At 44.7% G+C, this 14,942-nt stretch carries 11 protein-coding genes; 8 read left to right on the top strand and 3 right to left on the bottom strand.

The window, feature by feature from the left end:
* Positions 1-18: 18 nt before the first annotated feature.
* Complete coding sequence (locus IPZ60_RS11555; protein WP_194197932.1) at positions 19-1,674, bottom strand: DUF4139 domain-containing protein; 1,656 nt, start codon at positions 1,672-1,674, stop codon at positions 19-21.
* A 435-nt stretch (positions 1,675-2,109) separates the two neighbouring features.
* Between IPZ60_RS11555 and urtA the strand changes: the two genes are divergently transcribed.
* From urtA to IPZ60_RS11515, 8 genes are all read left to right on the top strand, one after another.
* Positions 2,110-3,414, top strand: a complete 1,305-nt coding sequence (gene urtA / locus IPZ60_RS11550; protein ID WP_194197977.1) for an urea ABC transporter substrate-binding protein — start codon at positions 2,110-2,112, stop codon at positions 3,412-3,414.
* 176 nt (positions 3,415-3,590) lie between these two features.
* The gene (gene urtB, locus IPZ60_RS11545; RefSeq protein ID WP_370463033.1) at positions 3,591-5,429 is read left to right on the top strand and encodes an urea ABC transporter permease subunit UrtB; all 1,839 of its coding nucleotides are present in this window, start codon (positions 3,591-3,593) and stop codon (positions 5,427-5,429) included.
* Positions 5,430-5,439: 10 nt separating this feature from the next.
* On the top strand, positions 5,440-6,510 hold the full coding sequence (urtC, locus tag IPZ60_RS11540; protein WP_194197931.1) for an urea ABC transporter permease subunit UrtC: 1,071 nt from the start codon (positions 5,440-5,442) through the stop codon (positions 6,508-6,510).
* Positions 6,511-6,542: 32 nt separating this feature from the next.
* Entirely contained in the window at positions 6,543-7,355 is an 813-nt protein-coding gene (urtD, locus tag IPZ60_RS11535) for an urea ABC transporter ATP-binding protein UrtD (RefSeq protein WP_370463034.1), read from the top strand.
* Between the two features lie 100 nt (positions 7,356-7,455).
* Positions 7,456-8,154: an urea ABC transporter ATP-binding subunit UrtE gene (gene urtE / locus IPZ60_RS11530; protein ID WP_194197929.1), complete on the top strand. Its 699-nt coding sequence runs from the start codon at positions 7,456-7,458 to the stop codon at positions 8,152-8,154.
* Positions 8,155-8,448: 294 nt separating this feature from the next.
* Positions 8,449-9,333 (top strand): prolipoprotein diacylglyceryl transferase, encoded by an 885-nt coding sequence (gene lgt / locus IPZ60_RS11525; protein ID WP_110923592.1) that lies wholly within the window; start codon positions 8,449-8,451, stop codon positions 9,331-9,333.
* Between the two features lie 45 nt (positions 9,334-9,378).
* On the top strand, positions 9,379-10,239 hold the full coding sequence (locus tag IPZ60_RS11520) for a thymidylate synthase (RefSeq protein ID WP_194197928.1): 861 nt from the start codon (positions 9,379-9,381) through the stop codon (positions 10,237-10,239).
* Positions 10,240-10,310: 71 nt separating this feature from the next.
* Positions 10,311-10,880: a dihydrofolate reductase gene (locus IPZ60_RS11515; RefSeq protein ID WP_194197927.1), complete on the top strand. Its 570-nt coding sequence runs from the start codon at positions 10,311-10,313 to the stop codon at positions 10,878-10,880.
* A gap of 481 nt (positions 10,881-11,361) precedes the next feature.
* Here IPZ60_RS11515 and uvrC read toward each other — a convergent pair whose 3' ends face one another.
* Together uvrC and IPZ60_RS11505 are read right to left on the bottom strand one after the other, a co-directional pair.
* Positions 11,362-13,206 carry an excinuclease ABC subunit UvrC gene (gene uvrC / locus IPZ60_RS11510; RefSeq protein ID WP_194197975.1) on the bottom strand — a complete coding sequence of 615 codons (1,845 nt, stop codon included), beginning with the start codon at positions 13,204-13,206 and terminating at the stop codon, positions 11,362-11,364.
* 153 nt (positions 13,207-13,359) lie between these two features.
* Positions 13,360-14,886 (bottom strand): DUF3360 family protein, encoded by a 1,527-nt coding sequence (locus IPZ60_RS11505; RefSeq protein ID WP_194197926.1) that lies wholly within the window; start codon positions 14,884-14,886, stop codon positions 13,360-13,362.
* Between the last annotated feature and the right edge of the window lie 56 nt (positions 14,887-14,942).

Below are 14,942 nucleotides of genomic sequence, written 5' to 3'. Positions count from 1 at the left end.
TTACTAATCGAGTAGCATTTATCGATTGCCAGCTAATAGCTTATTTGCAGGATAGCTAACCTGAGACGTCGAGCGTATCACGTGTGACTGCTTACTTGGCAAATCGAACTCCCATGCTACTATGCCTTGATTGTCATTCCAATCTCGTTCGGTTACAGGCGGCGTATGAGTGACCGTAACTTTCAGACTGTCATCACGGCTGATAGGCTCACTGCCCAATACTTGCAAACGTACACTGCGATTATGCTGATTGGTAAACTGATAGGCGTTGGTGGTCGTTATGGTTTGCGTACGGTTTAGCACACCTTTCTCACCTTGCTTGTCTTCATTGGTCAACTCTTTCACAAGCATGTTTGGATCACTACCAAAACCGATGCCTTGCTCTTTTAGCATTTGGTAGCTATAACGTGACTGACCTACATAGTTGTCATCGCGGTACAGCTGTAACGAACCATCTACCCAGTCTGGTGTTAGAAATGGCGCTGATGCATACCAGTAGGCGGCAGTCTCAGCGCTTGGTGTGCTGCGAATCCATAGCTTACTGCTACCAGATTGCTCTCCAATCACTGTACGTACCCGTCTGCCATCACTAGGAATGCTCACTAACTGCGGTAAGCGATACTCGATGATGCCATTTTTATTTTGGCTACTAACGGTAAAGTTCGGTAGCGGTGCCATAGGTGCTCCTGCTCCTTTGGTGTAAGCCGCTTCTGCCATCATCACAGGAGCAGCATCCATCATAGGTGACTCACGCCTAACATTCGCATCTTGATTCTCTTCATATAATGACAAACGCTGCACATAAGGCAGTTGCCCTGTCGTACTCTGATTGGGATTAACGGTACTGAGTGTCACAGGTACGTTTGTCCAATTCTCACCCGTCTGCTGGGCGATAATCGCAGAAGCTGTGATACTTAACTGCTCACTAGTTGTATTTAGGCGAGCTTGATATGCAGGTTCCCAACCTGCGCCGCGTACTTGGTAATGCAATTTAAGGGTACTTGGCGAGCGACTGGCCGTGCGTACACTCACCTGTGTCACATTATTAAAGGTTGATGTCGCGCTGCCTAACATAAGCTGATTAAGTGCATCTTGCGCGCGCGCCTGACGCTGTTGAATCTCTAAAATTCTTTGGTTAATACTGGTCGCTTGAGTTTCTATATCACGCGCATTATTAGCAATCGTACTATCCGTATTGACCTGAGTGGCTTTGGTCAAATTCTGTAAATATGCTTTTGCTAAGCGTGCAGCCTCTAACTCAGCATTGATATTAGCTAAAGTACTTTGCTGTGTCTGTACCTTAGCATCACCTTGATATTGGCATTGCGCTGCTTGCTCTCCAGTCAATTCTTCAATACTGATTTCACCGACGTTGACGTTACCCATCGCCTGTACACTCAAGCTCTCTTTATCCATATGAGGTGACAAGCATGAAAATACAACGGTTTGCTCACCGTTGCCTGCGATGGGCAGCGCCCGTGTCACGCTCGCCAAACCTTGATAAATAGTGACTTGTTCAACGTTGCTCATTCCCGCTTGCGCCGAAGACAATCCCAATACGGCACTACCACCAAACATAAGCGGCAAAACCAAACATCTAGTCACTTTATTAAGCGGCGGTGATGCGCTGCCATGATCTGTTGAAACAGACGCCTGTATTACATGAGCGTTCATACATCATTCCTTAGAAGTAAAATCCATTATGGCAGCAGCGCACTTTTACTATCAGACTTGCCATCATATAAGCGCGCAAGACAATTTCTATCAAAAATAATATCTCTCAAAGATATAACCGTAGCGTTTTTGACACTTTTTAGCAACAAATGTCTCTATCAAAGCTAACGTCATATTTTTATATTGTGCACGGTTTCTCTATTTATTCCCTTTTATGGTGCAACCTACCAAAATCTATGCACTAGATTAATGAAAAAACGCCACAATTTTTAATTATTGTACTGTTATTTCCTAAATAACGGCCTTTTTAACTTGGCACGGAACTTGAACTATTAATCACTGTTAAGTAACAATATTTTATTTTTTGTATTTACTTAGGAGATGTACATGTTTTCGTTACCAATTTTAGCCAACCCTCAGTTTGTTGAGTCGAATATTCACAGCAAACTCAAATCACGCGTTTCACTATTGGCGATAGCCGTCATCAGTAGTTTGAGTCTCGCTGCCTGTCAAAAACCTGCAGAAACTGCGACATCGACAGAAACTACAGCCGAAACGACTACAGAAACAACGACTGAGCCTGCCGCTGATGGCGATACCATCAAAGTAGGTATCTTGCATTCATTGTCTGGCACCATGGCCATCTCCGAAACCTCTCTAAAAGATACCGCATTAATGACCATTGATGAAATCAATGCGAATGGCGGTGTACTGGGCAAGCAGCTAGAGCCTGTGGTCGTTGACCCTGCCTCTGATTGGCCATTGTTTGCTGAAAAAGCTCGTCAGCTATTAACTCAAGATAAAGTGGATGTTATTTTTGGCGGTTGGACTTCCGTATCGCGTAAATCAGTATTACCCGTGGTTGAAGAGTTAAACGGATTGATGTTTTACCCAGTGCAGTACGAAGGACAAGAGCAATCAGAAAATATTTTTTACACTGGTGCTGCGCCAAATCAGCAAGCCATTCCAGCGGTAGAGTATTTAATGAGTGAAGAAGGCGGCGGTGCAGAGCGCTTTGTATTGCTGGGTACTGATTACGTCTATCCACGCACCACCAACCAGATTTTAAAGGCATTTTTGAAGTCAAAAGGCGTGGCTGATGCAGACATCATGGAAGAGTACACACCATTTGGTTTCAGCAATTATCAAACCATCGTATCTAACGTCAAAAAGTTCTCAACGGGTAAAAAGACAGCGGTAATTTCTACTATCAACGGCGATTCAAACGTTCCGTTTTATCGTGAACTGGCCAACCAAGGTATCAAAGCGTCAGAAATTCCAGTCATGGCATTCTCAGTCGGTGAAGAAGAACTGCGTGGTATCGACACCAGTCTACTGCAAGGTCACTTGGCGGCATGGAACTACTTTATGTCAATCAAAAATCCAACCAACAGTGAATTTACCAAACGCTATAAGCAATATGCATTAGACCAAAACCTACCAAATGCTGAAAAAGTCGTGACCAATGATCCAATGGAAGCCACCTATGTCGGTATCAATATGTGGAAACAAGCCGTTGAAAAAGCAGGCACTACTGATGTTGATAAAGTACGTATCAGCATGGCTGGTCAGACGTTTGATGCGCCTTCTGGTTACACATTAAAAATGGATGACACCAATCATCATTTATGGAAGCCTGTGATGATTGGTCAAATTCGTGCGGATGGACAGTTTGACACGATTTTTAAAACGCCAGAGGTCATTCAAGCTCAGCCTTGGAGCGAGTACATTCCTAAATAGGCTGTCCAATGAATAAATTTGTGCTGACAGGTGCATGAATCGACGACCCAGTACCTACTCTTCACATTTATTTTCAACGCCTTATATATCTATACACCTTATCTACACCTCTATTGCTTAGTACGCTAAGCAGTAGAGCTAAGAATTTGTTGACCGTGGAACACAGGGAGCCGCATATGCAGCGTCACACTTTATGCCCCATTGCAGGGCAAATATCATCTAAGAATGGTAATGATCAGCAAGCACCAACAAGCAGGTTCATGAGGCACGCTGCGATTTTTTCAATATCTATACCTATGCGGCTACTTGCTCTGACTGCATTATTCATAACAATTTTCACCACCTCTGCGCATGCTGACCATGATGGCCCAGCACATGATCATGATACAAATACCGCTCATAGTGAGCCATCATTGGTCACAACTGCGAACGTAACCACTTCTACTCAAGCCAGCACCTCAGATACCTCAAATATTTCAACAGCAACTTCTACAAGTTCAGGCAATGCCATTCAACAATTTGTAGCGGGTGATTTTAGCCAGCGTCAAGCCATGTTAAGTGATTGGCCGGGATCGGTTGAAAGTTTAGATAGCTTGGTTGAATTCATTGCAAATGATGAACTGTATCAAGGCAACGGTGGGCAGACGTATTTACTGAATAAAGACGATCAGCTATTTACCTATCCCAATAAAGAAGAGACAGCCGATTGGCCTAGTGACTTATCACAAATCACCTTGACCAATGCGCTGCGCTCGGCGCTGATTTTTGGACAAGCTAAGGTCAAGCTAGCATCTGACAAACCTGCACAGCGACTACAAGCAGTTGATATTTTAGCCAACAACATTGACCAAGTAAATCCGGCCATTATTACCGCAGCAGCGGCAAATGAAGACAGTGCTAAAGTCAAAAAGGCACTAACCGCATTACAGGCTCGTATTGACTTTAAAAATGGTGACCTACCCACTCAAATCGCAGCCGCAAAGCTACTTGCTGATAGTGATAACCCACAAGTTTTGGTCGATATTGAATCTGCTCTCGCGGCTGATGGCTTAGATGCCTCGCTTAAAGCGGCGCTTATCGATGCTGAATCCAGTGTGTCACGGCGTATTGAAATAAGCACATGGATGGGTCATATTTTCACCGGTATGAGTACCGCCAGTATTTTACTGCTAGCGGCTCTTGGCCTTGCCATTACCTTTGGCTTACTTGGCGTGATTAATATGGCGCATGGTGAGCTGATTATGATTGGGGCTTATACCACTTATATGGTGCAAAACTTCTTTCAAGCTTATATGCCAGATATGGCAGGTTGGTATTTGCTTGCTGCTATTCCGGCTGCTTTTTTAGTCAGCGCTGTCATAGGCATGATTATTGAGCGCATTGTCATTCGCCCACTATATGGTCGTGAGCTAGAGACATTGCTGGCAACATTTGGGGTGAGCTTAATATTGATGCAACTGGTGCGGATGATTTTTGGTGCGCAGAACGTTGAAGTTAGTAACGTGGCATGGCTCAGCGGCGCATATCAAGTGTCATCAAGTTTGGTACTTCCTTACAATCGCATCGCCATTATCGTATTTACGGTCATCATCGTGGCGCTACTGGTGTACTTACTTAATAAGACCCGATTTGGATTATTTATACGAGCAGTCACACAAAACCGCCAAATGGCAAAAGCAGTTGGTATTCCTTCTGCACGTATCGATATGATGGCATTTGGTTTGGGTTCTGGACTTGCAGGCATGGCAGGCTGCGCGCTTGCTCAAGTAGGCAATGTGGGTCCTGACTTGGGTCAAACCTATATCATTGATACGTTCTTGGTCGTCGTCGTCGGCGGTGTCGGTCAAGTATGGGGTGCAGTACTAGCAGCCTTAGGACTTGGTGTGAGTGGTACGGTACTCGAGATTGGTATCGGTGCGGTATTGGCAAAAATAGTATTGTTGGTTCTTGTGATTCTGTTCATTCAGAAACGGCCACAAGGTTTATTTGCACTCAAAGGCCGCTTTGTCGAATAAGGAGACTACTATGATACTGACCAAATTACTGTCTGATACACCGCGTAGTGCTGTCTTAATTGGCTTATGTTTTGCCGTACTACTGATACTGCCTTGGCTACATCTTATGCCGGAGAGCTCACCTTTTTATCTTTCGGCCTACTGGATTACCCTGATTGGTAAGATCATGGCGCTGGCCATGGTGGCATTGGCACTAGACCTCGTATGGGGTTATGCTGGCATCTTAAGCTTGGGGCATGGCTTGTACTTTGCGTTGGGCGGTTATGCATTTGGCATGTACCTAACACGCGAAACGGCAGGCGATGCGCTTCCTGATTTTATGCGGTTTTTGAGCTGGACTGAAATGCCATGGTATTGGGCTGGCACGCAAAACTTTTGGTGGGCAATGGCATTGGTGGTACTGGTACCCAGCTTAGTCGCTTTCATCTTTGGTTTTTTTGCGTTTCGCTCCAAGATCAAAGGCGTTTACTTTTCTATCATTACCCAAGCCATGGTCTATGCAGCAGCCTTGCTATTCTTCCGTAATGAAACGGGCTTTGGCGGCAATAACGGCTTTACTGGTTTTACCACCTTACTCGGCTACGACATTACCGCTGCCTCTACTCGTTCAATGCTGTGCTTTGTCACTGCCGTAGCATTGTTAGTCTCTTATATGGGTTTGCGTCATTTAATGAATCAGCCGTATGGGCGAGTGCTTGGCGCTATTCGTGATAGCGAAAATCGCTTGCAGTATTTGGGTTATCGCACGTTGTGGTACAAGCTATCAGCTTGGGTGCTGTCCGCAGTCATCGCTGGTATCGCAGGTGCGCTATACGTGCCGCAGGTAGGCATTATTAATCCAAGTGAAATGAATCCTGTGAACTCAATTGAAATGGCCGTCTGGGTAGCAACGGGTGGTAGAGGTAAATTGATCGGTGCAATTCTAGGAACTGGTGTGGTCAACTCGGTCAAAACTTACTTCACTGTCGCCTACCCTGAATTTTGGCTACTGATATTAGGTGGACTGTTCGTCGTCGTGACGTTGTTTTTGCCCAATGGCATTATGGGCTTGTTCGATCGATTCAAAAAGGAGAAACAGTAATGCTAAATGATAAACCGTCAACGACTGAGCAAATTATTAATGAGTATGGACGTAATCATGGCGGTACTGGCCGCAGTCATCCAAAGCCATCAGGCGTCGATTTTAGCCATGGGATTGCATTGTATTTAGAAGATTTGAGTGTTTGGTTCGACTCTTTTCGCGCACTCAATAATTTATCGTTATACATTGAAGAAGGTGAGCTACGCTGCATTATTGGCCCTAATGGCGCTGGTAAAACCACGCTAATGGATGTCATCACGGGTAAAACTCGTCCTACCGAAGGCAGCGTATTTTTTGGTCAAACCCACAACCTTGCTAACTTATCCACCGAAGAAATCGCCGAAGCTGGTATCGGACGTAAATTCCAAAAACCTACTGTCTTTGAGAACTTTACGGTGATGGATAATTTGTTACTTGCTGCGCCGAAAGACAAGCGTGTGGTCAAAAGCTTATTCAACAAACTCAATGCCGATACTCGCGATACCCTCGACGCTACCCTACAACAAATTCGCCTGACAGATAAAACTAACAAGCCTGCTGGCTTACTCTCACATGGGCAAAAACAATGGTTAGAGATTGGCATGCTACTGATGCAGAGCCCCAAGCTGATTTTGCTTGATGAGCCTGTGGCCGGTATGACCGATGCAGAAACTGAACATACCGCCGAGCTGTGTTTACGCCTCAAAAAGAACCATACCTTGGTGGTGGTTGAGCATGATATGACCTTTATCGATGCCATCAGTGAAAAAGTCACGGTATTGGCACAAGGGGCGATTTTGGCCGAAGGTACATTAGCGGAAGTACAAGCCAATGAAGCCGTGATTGAGTCCTATTTAGGTCGATAGCTGGATTGATAACTGAGTTGACAACTGAGTTGATAGTAATATTGACAAACTGCTATGCCATTTAGAGATTAGGAAACGATTCGAATGTTAGGAGACAGCCATGTTAAAAGTTAACGATATCAATCAATACTATGGCGGCAGCCATATTTTACGAGACGTCTCGCTTACAGCCCCCATCGGCGAATGCAGTGTGGTACTTGGTCGTAATGGCGTGGGCAAAACTACGCTACTTAAATGCCTAATGGGGATATTACCGATTAAATCAGGAGAGATTTTGCTCAATAATAAAGACATCAGTAAGATGTCATCCGAGCAGCGGGTACGAGCAGGTTTGGCTTATGTGCCACAAGGTCGTGATATCTTTTCGACACTGACCGTAGAAGAAAACATCTTAATTGGTATGGCCAAATTTTCACGTAGCAAGGCAAAACACGTACCCAAACATTTATACGATATTTTCCCCGTACTCGATGAGATGAAACATCGGCGTGGTGGTGATTTATCTGGTGGTCAGCAGCAGCAACTTGCCATTGCACGCGCCTTAGCCTCCGAGCCGACTGTGTTGATTTTAGATGAACCGACTGAAGGTATCCAGCCCTCTATTATTAAAGATATTGGCCGAGTTCTACGTGACTTGGCTGACAAAGGTGACATGGCCATTGTGCTGGTTGAGCAGTTCTATGAGTTTGCCGAAGAGCTGGCTGACAATTACACCGTGCTATCACGCGGCAAAGTAGTATCACAAGGCGCTGGTGATACGATGGTTGAAAACAACGTACAGGATCTGGTCGCTATCTAGCTGCATTTATTTATGCGCACTTGGTAGCATCCGCTTAATATCGCTAAAAATGGTGTTTTTATCCTAAGCTGTTAGCTACCAAGATTGCATACCGTTACGAAACCTTTTCACGATTACAGCTATTTGTCCTGTTTCATTCAGCATCTTACTTGCTTCCTACCCTATGTGTTCCGAACTGTATCGACCGTTCAACTTCTCAATGCTAACTGATTGGCATCATAGCAATTGTGTATGCTCGACGAATGAAATTTGCTATTATAGTCAGCACTTTATTACCAATATTATGATGCCCTTATGATGATTCATCCTCAGTACGATCCTGTAGCGTTAGCCATTGGGCCTGTTGAAGTCCATTGGTATGGGCTGATGTATTTGCTGGCATTTGCTGCCGCTTACGGCCTAGCGTGGTATCGCAGCACCAAACGCGATAACTGGACCACCGACATGGTGTCCGACTTGGTATTCTTTGGTGCGCTTGGCGTTATTTTAGGTGGCCGTGTTGGCTACGTCTTGTTTTATCAGTTCGGTGAATTGCTACAAAACCCTGCCTATCTTTTCAAAGTCTGGGAAGGCGGCATGTCATTCCATGGCGGCTTGATCGGCGTCATGCTCGGTATGCTATATTTCGCTCGTAAGTATAAAAAGACACCATTCCAAGTGCTCGATTTTGTTGTGCCGTGCGTACCAACTGGCTTATTGTTTGGCCGCATTGGTAACTACATCAATGGCGAGCTATGGGGCCGTGTGTCTGACGGCGGTTATAATTGGTTGACGTACTTCCCGCAAGCAGCTGCTGCTGATATGCAGCAATTACAGACCAACCCTGAACTCCAAGAGCTAATGACTGAAGTTAATGGTCAGTATCTGCTGCCTCGCCATCCTTCACAATTATATGAAGCGCTTGCTGAAGGCCTATTGCTGTTCTTATTCTTATGGTGGTATTCATCAAAACCACGTCCTCGGATGGCAGCGACCGGTATTTTCATGTTGGGTTATGGCGTTAGCCGTTTCATCATCGAGTTCTTCCGTCAGCCAGACGTCGACCAAGGATTTATCTTGTTAGGCTGGATGACCAAAGGGCAGATGCTAAGCGCCCCGATGATAATCATTGGCTTTATCCTATTAATCTATGCCTATAAACGCGGCATCTATGACTGGGGTAAGCAAGCTGCTTATTAAGCTATATACCAATCAGTGTACTAAACAATACCGACGAGCATTTTTATGATTAACAGCAATAATGAGCAGGGCTATTTAGACTTGCTCAAACACGTTTTAACCACAGGCACTGAAAAAGGTGATCGTACTGGCACAGGTACGCTGAGCCACTTTGGTGCGCAGCTGCGTTTCGACCTATCGTCAGGTTTCCCGCTATTGACCACCAAAAAAGTCCATTTTAAATCCATCGCCTACGAGCTATTTTGGTTTTTAAGTGGTAGTACTCATGTCGATTACCTGCAAGCCAATGGCGTACGCATTTGGAATGAATGGGCTACTGCAGAGCAGACGGCGCGTTTTAATCGTCCTGCTGGTGATTTGGGCCCTGTCTATGGCCATCAATGGCGCAATTATGGCGCAACCAAAGATGAAGACGGCAATTACCATGCTGATGGTGTCGATCAAATCACCCAAGTCATCGAGCAAATAAAGACCAACCCCAATTCACGCCGTTTGATTGTGTCTGGTTGGAACCCTGGCGAAGCAGATCAAGTCGCCTTACCGCCTTGTCATACCATGTTTCAATTCTTTGTCGCGGACAATAAACTGTCTTGCCAGCTCTATCAGCGCTCAGCAGATTTATTTCTAGGTGTGCCGTTTAATATTGCCAGCTATGCCCTGCTTACCCATATGGTCGCGCAAATTTGTGGTCTAGAAGTGGGTGAGTTCATCTGGACAGGTGGTGATTGCCATATTTACCAAAATCACCGTGAGCAAGTTGAGTTACAGTTGACGCGTTCACTATATACACTGCCAACATTGACGCTTAACCCTGATGTTAATGACATTTTTGCCTTCAGTTACGAAGATATTAGTATTGAAGGTTACGAGTCGCATCCTGCTATCAAAGCGAAAGTTGCGGTATAGCGTTGGCTGATTGACTGATTGACTGATCTAAATAAGCTTAAAATTGTAAAAGATAATAAAAAGGATAGATTATGAGTTATGCCCACACCGAAGTTGCCCAAATCGCTGCTATCAGTAGCAACCGTTGTATCGGTAAAGATAATGAGCTGCCGTGGCATATCTCAGCAGACTTGCAGCACTTTAAGAGGATGACGACCAAACAAAATGACGGCGATATACAAGGTATCGTCATTATGGGTCGTAAGACGTTTGAGTCGATGGGCAGCAAGCCTTTGCCAAAACGCGTTAGCTTTATCATCAGCAGCCAGTTGGATTATGCTAAGCAAAAAGGCCTTATCGGAAAAGACAATGCTTATGTAGTACACAATCTGGACGATGCTTTGACACAAGCAGCCAGTCTGGCGCATGGCGCGCATCTAGATACTATTTGGGTCATTGGCGGTGAGCGCGTCTTTAGCGATGCTTTGATGTACACCGACCGTATTGAACTGACCCATGTAGACACCGAAATTACCGATGGCGATGCATTCTACCCTGAGTTGCCAAGTGAATTTGAAGTGGCAGAAGAGTCTGAGAAAATGCACGATGAGAAAAGTGCGTTGGATTTTAAATTTGTGACTTATAAAAGTAAACAAGGCTAATGCCATTTAGTGTGGCCATTTGTCATTTATAAACTATTACTAAGGAGAAACCAAATATGCAAAATTAAAAAAGCCCAGCAAAATTAATTGCTGAGCTTAAAAAACTTTTAGATACGACAACTGTGGAGCTAGGCTCCCTTGTTAGCATACTAATAAATTTTATTTACCTTGCAGGGTTCATATATTTTATAGTAAATGCTAATAAGTGTCTACGTCTAGTCTCCATGGTTATGAATTCCTAATCATAATTGTGGAGGTCACTAATGGCTATTCAATGCGGTTATCCTAAAGCTGTGCATGTTCGTTGGTATTTACGCTATCGATTTAATCATTGGGAGCGCGTTTGCGAACACTGCCGTAGCTATCCAAACCAGCAGCTAAGTTTTGATTTTTAGAGATTAGAGGTTTTAATCTGCTAAATATTACTAACGTTAAAACGACAACAGATTGGGTTCTGTTGTCGTTTTTTTAATATGTTCAGCTACTCATGCAACACTTTATAAACCGTTTTTGCAAGCACTGGCCCAATACCTTGCACCCCTGACAGCTCTTGTTGGGAGGCGCCAAGCAATTGCTGCATACCGCCAAAGTGATTGAGCAGGTCGCGACGACGCTTTTCTCCCAGCCCCGGTATGACTTCTAGTACTGACGACGAACGACGCTTATCACGCTTTTTACGGTGCGCTGTAATTGCAAAACGATGCGCCTCATCGCGAATATGCATCAATAAATGCAGCGCTTTACTATCCATCGGTAGATCTAGTGGCTCATGGTCAATAAAGTGCAACACTTCAAGCCCAGCCTTACGCCCTTCCCCTTTTGCCACACTAATAAGTAAAGTATCACCAAGAATACCCAACTCAGTTAATACTTCTTTGGCAATACCAAGCTGACCTTTACCGCCATCAATAAGCAATAAATCCGGCAACGGTTGCTTTTTATAACGCCGTGTCAACACTTGTTTCATCGCTGCATAGTCATCACCGCCTACGATGTCATGGATTGCATACTGACGATAATCACGGCGACGCGAGCCACCTTGATCAAATACCACGCAACTACCAATGGTCGCTTCACCCATCGTATGTGAGATATCAAAACACTCAATCCGATCAATGGTTCGATCGGTGACATAGGCCAATACATCTTTTAATGCACCAAAGCGTGCATGCAACTCTAAATAATCGCCCAGCTTGGTTTTTAGCGCGTTATTGGTGTTCAGTTTTGCCAAATCCAACCACTCTGCACGATGTTCACGTACATTGGTTTTGATAACGACTTTACTACCAAAATGCGTGGCTAATGCTTCGCTCACCGCTACCTGATCTGGCAACTCATGAGTTAGCATAATTTCTGCGGGCAAATCATCCGTCACCTGAAAATAGAAAGACGTAATAAAAGCAGACAGATTATCCGCGAGCGATTCACTGCTGTCGACATCAGGGAAATAGTTCTTACCACCCAATACGCGACCGCCACGTACGGTGAGTACGTTGACACACGTCATGCCTGCCTGACTCGCAATAGCAATCACATCGGCCTCACCTTGCACAGTATAGACAGCTTGCTTGGCCTGCACTTCACGGAGCATAGAGAGCTGATCGCGATAAAATACCGCTTTTTCAAAATCTAACTCTTCAGCTGACGCTTCCATTTTTTCAATCAGCGTGGTGTGAATATCACTAGAGTCACCCTTTAAAAAACGAATGGTATTGTTGACGTCCTCTGCATACTCTTCTGCTGATACCAAGCCAACACAGGGTGCACGGCAACGCTTAATCTGATATTCAAGACATGGGCGCTTACGTTGATTGAAGAAAGTATTGGTACATTGGCGCATTTGAAACATTTTTTGCATCAACACCAACGTCTCTTTTGCCGCATGAGCAGATGGAAATGGCCCAAAGAATCGACCTTTTTGATGATTACCTTTGCCGCGCCCATACGCCAATCTCGGATAGGGCTTGTCGGCTGAGATAAACACATAGAGGTAAGACTTATCATCACGCAATAGCACATTATAGGGTGGACGATATTCTTTAATCAGGTTTTGCTCAAGCAGCAGCGCTTCAGTCTCACTACGCGTGATAATGGTTTCGATATCATGGATACGCGCCACTAATGCTCGTGTCTTTGGATGATCGATCGTCTTTGCAAAGTAGCTGTTTACACGGCTTTTAAGCGATTTAGCCTTACCCACGTATAAGATATCACCATTTTTCCCCAGCATCTTATACACGCCTGGCAAATTTGGTAGGCGCTGAATTAAATGCTTAAGACGGGCTTTTTTATCATCGATAGGGCTCGATTCTGAGACATTAACCATAGAATTCATTGCTCTTAAAAGTCTTATAATACTGCTAGTTATGGGGCGGGAGTCATTGTTTTACAAGCCAATTATTATCATAGCATCATCCATAAAAAAGCCAGCTTTCGCTGACTTAGTTTGTTCTATTATCGTTTATTCAGCAACATACTACTAATGACGGAAGTTAGCCATTAAAGCTGGGATACCCGGCAGCATACCAACGATAGCCATCACACCAGTCAATACGACAAACATAATACCCGGTATGATCCAGCGGCTCATTTTAGTCAAATTAGCACTGCGTTCTTTAGAACCAATCAAGCCCAAATTATCAAGTAATAACGTGAGTGACCAACCAAATGCAGGATTCACTAGTGCAGAAGCAAACACCACAATAGCGGCAGACTGAGTGGTTTTTCCTTCGCGCGTCATTTCCATGCCAGCTTCAAGCAGTGGGATAAACACACCAACGATCAATGCCACACACATCACTGGCTGCCAAATAGCCAAATCCATCGGATAGCCCCAAATACCTGCGATAATACAGAACAATGCTGTCAATAAAGCACCGGCAGGAATCGGACGCTTGGCAATCGCTGCTGGGACAATATAGGTGCCCCATGATGACGCAAAGTTAGCACCACCCAATACAGAGCCGACTACCTGACGAAACGAAGCGCTGGTCATTGTGTCATCGATATCCATGAGTACTTTTTCAGTACGTTTAGGATAGCTGATTTTTTGAAAGACCTGATGGCCTAAAAAGTCTGGTGACCACATAGCAACTGCCAAAATAGCAAATGGTAGTACGACAATAAAGCTCTCAACTGTCGGCAGACCTAGCATCCAACCGGTATTTTCGCCCCACCAATACATTGGATTCATATTCGGCAAGCCTGGTGCCGTTTTAAACTCAAAGGGCGCGCCCAGTGCAAAGGCGAGACCACCACCTAAGACACAGCTGAGCGGTACCGCAAGCCAACGTTTTTGCCAGTGTTCAAGTAATGCATATAGCAGGATAGTTGCCAAAATAATAAAAAAGGCAACATGCGACATGCCAATACCTTCTGCCCAAGCAAAAAGGTTTTTGACCTGTGAGGTGGTTCCGATAAACCCTAAGTAAATCAAGAGACCACCGCACACGCCTTTACTGGTCAGATTTGCTAGCAGACTGCCCCCTTTACTGATTGCCAATAGCAAGCCAAAGGCACCGATGAGCAGACCAAACGCCATTGGGTGACCACCAGCGGCTACCACAATAGGAATAAGGGGAATAAGGGGGCCGTGAGTACCTGCAAGGTTGGCTGTCGGCAGTAGAAATCCTGAAAACAAGATAATAAAAAATGAAACAATTAATAGCTCATAACGAACGTTTTCTAAAACAAACGCATCGCCCAAACCAAGTGGACCTGCAAATGTTGCAGCAATCGCACCTACCATAACCACTTTGCCTATCGTCGCCGCCATTGCAGGAATAGTATCTTCATACTCAAAGCGATAATCACGAAACGGTAAATTGGGACGCCAGCGTTTGGGCTGCATGATTTGTAATTCATGATTGAGATAATCATCACGACTCTCAAAACTCGAACTTGGTTTGTGCAACTCAATATAGCTACCTGATGACTCTGTGTCGTAATCGGACGGGTTAGACGGCTGTTGATTAGACCCTGGAGAAGGGATCTGAGTGTTACTCATCACATTTCCTTGTGTCGACTGAGACTTTGATTAACTGATAATTTAATAGTGAAACT

The sequence above is a fragment of the Psychrobacter sp. NG25 genome, assembly GCF_015234355.1.
Taxonomy (GTDB): Bacteria; Pseudomonadota; Gammaproteobacteria; order Pseudomonadales; family Moraxellaceae; genus Psychrobacter.
The sequence above is the reverse complement of the archived record's forward strand: the minus strand, read 5'-3'. Positions and strand labels throughout refer to the sequence as shown.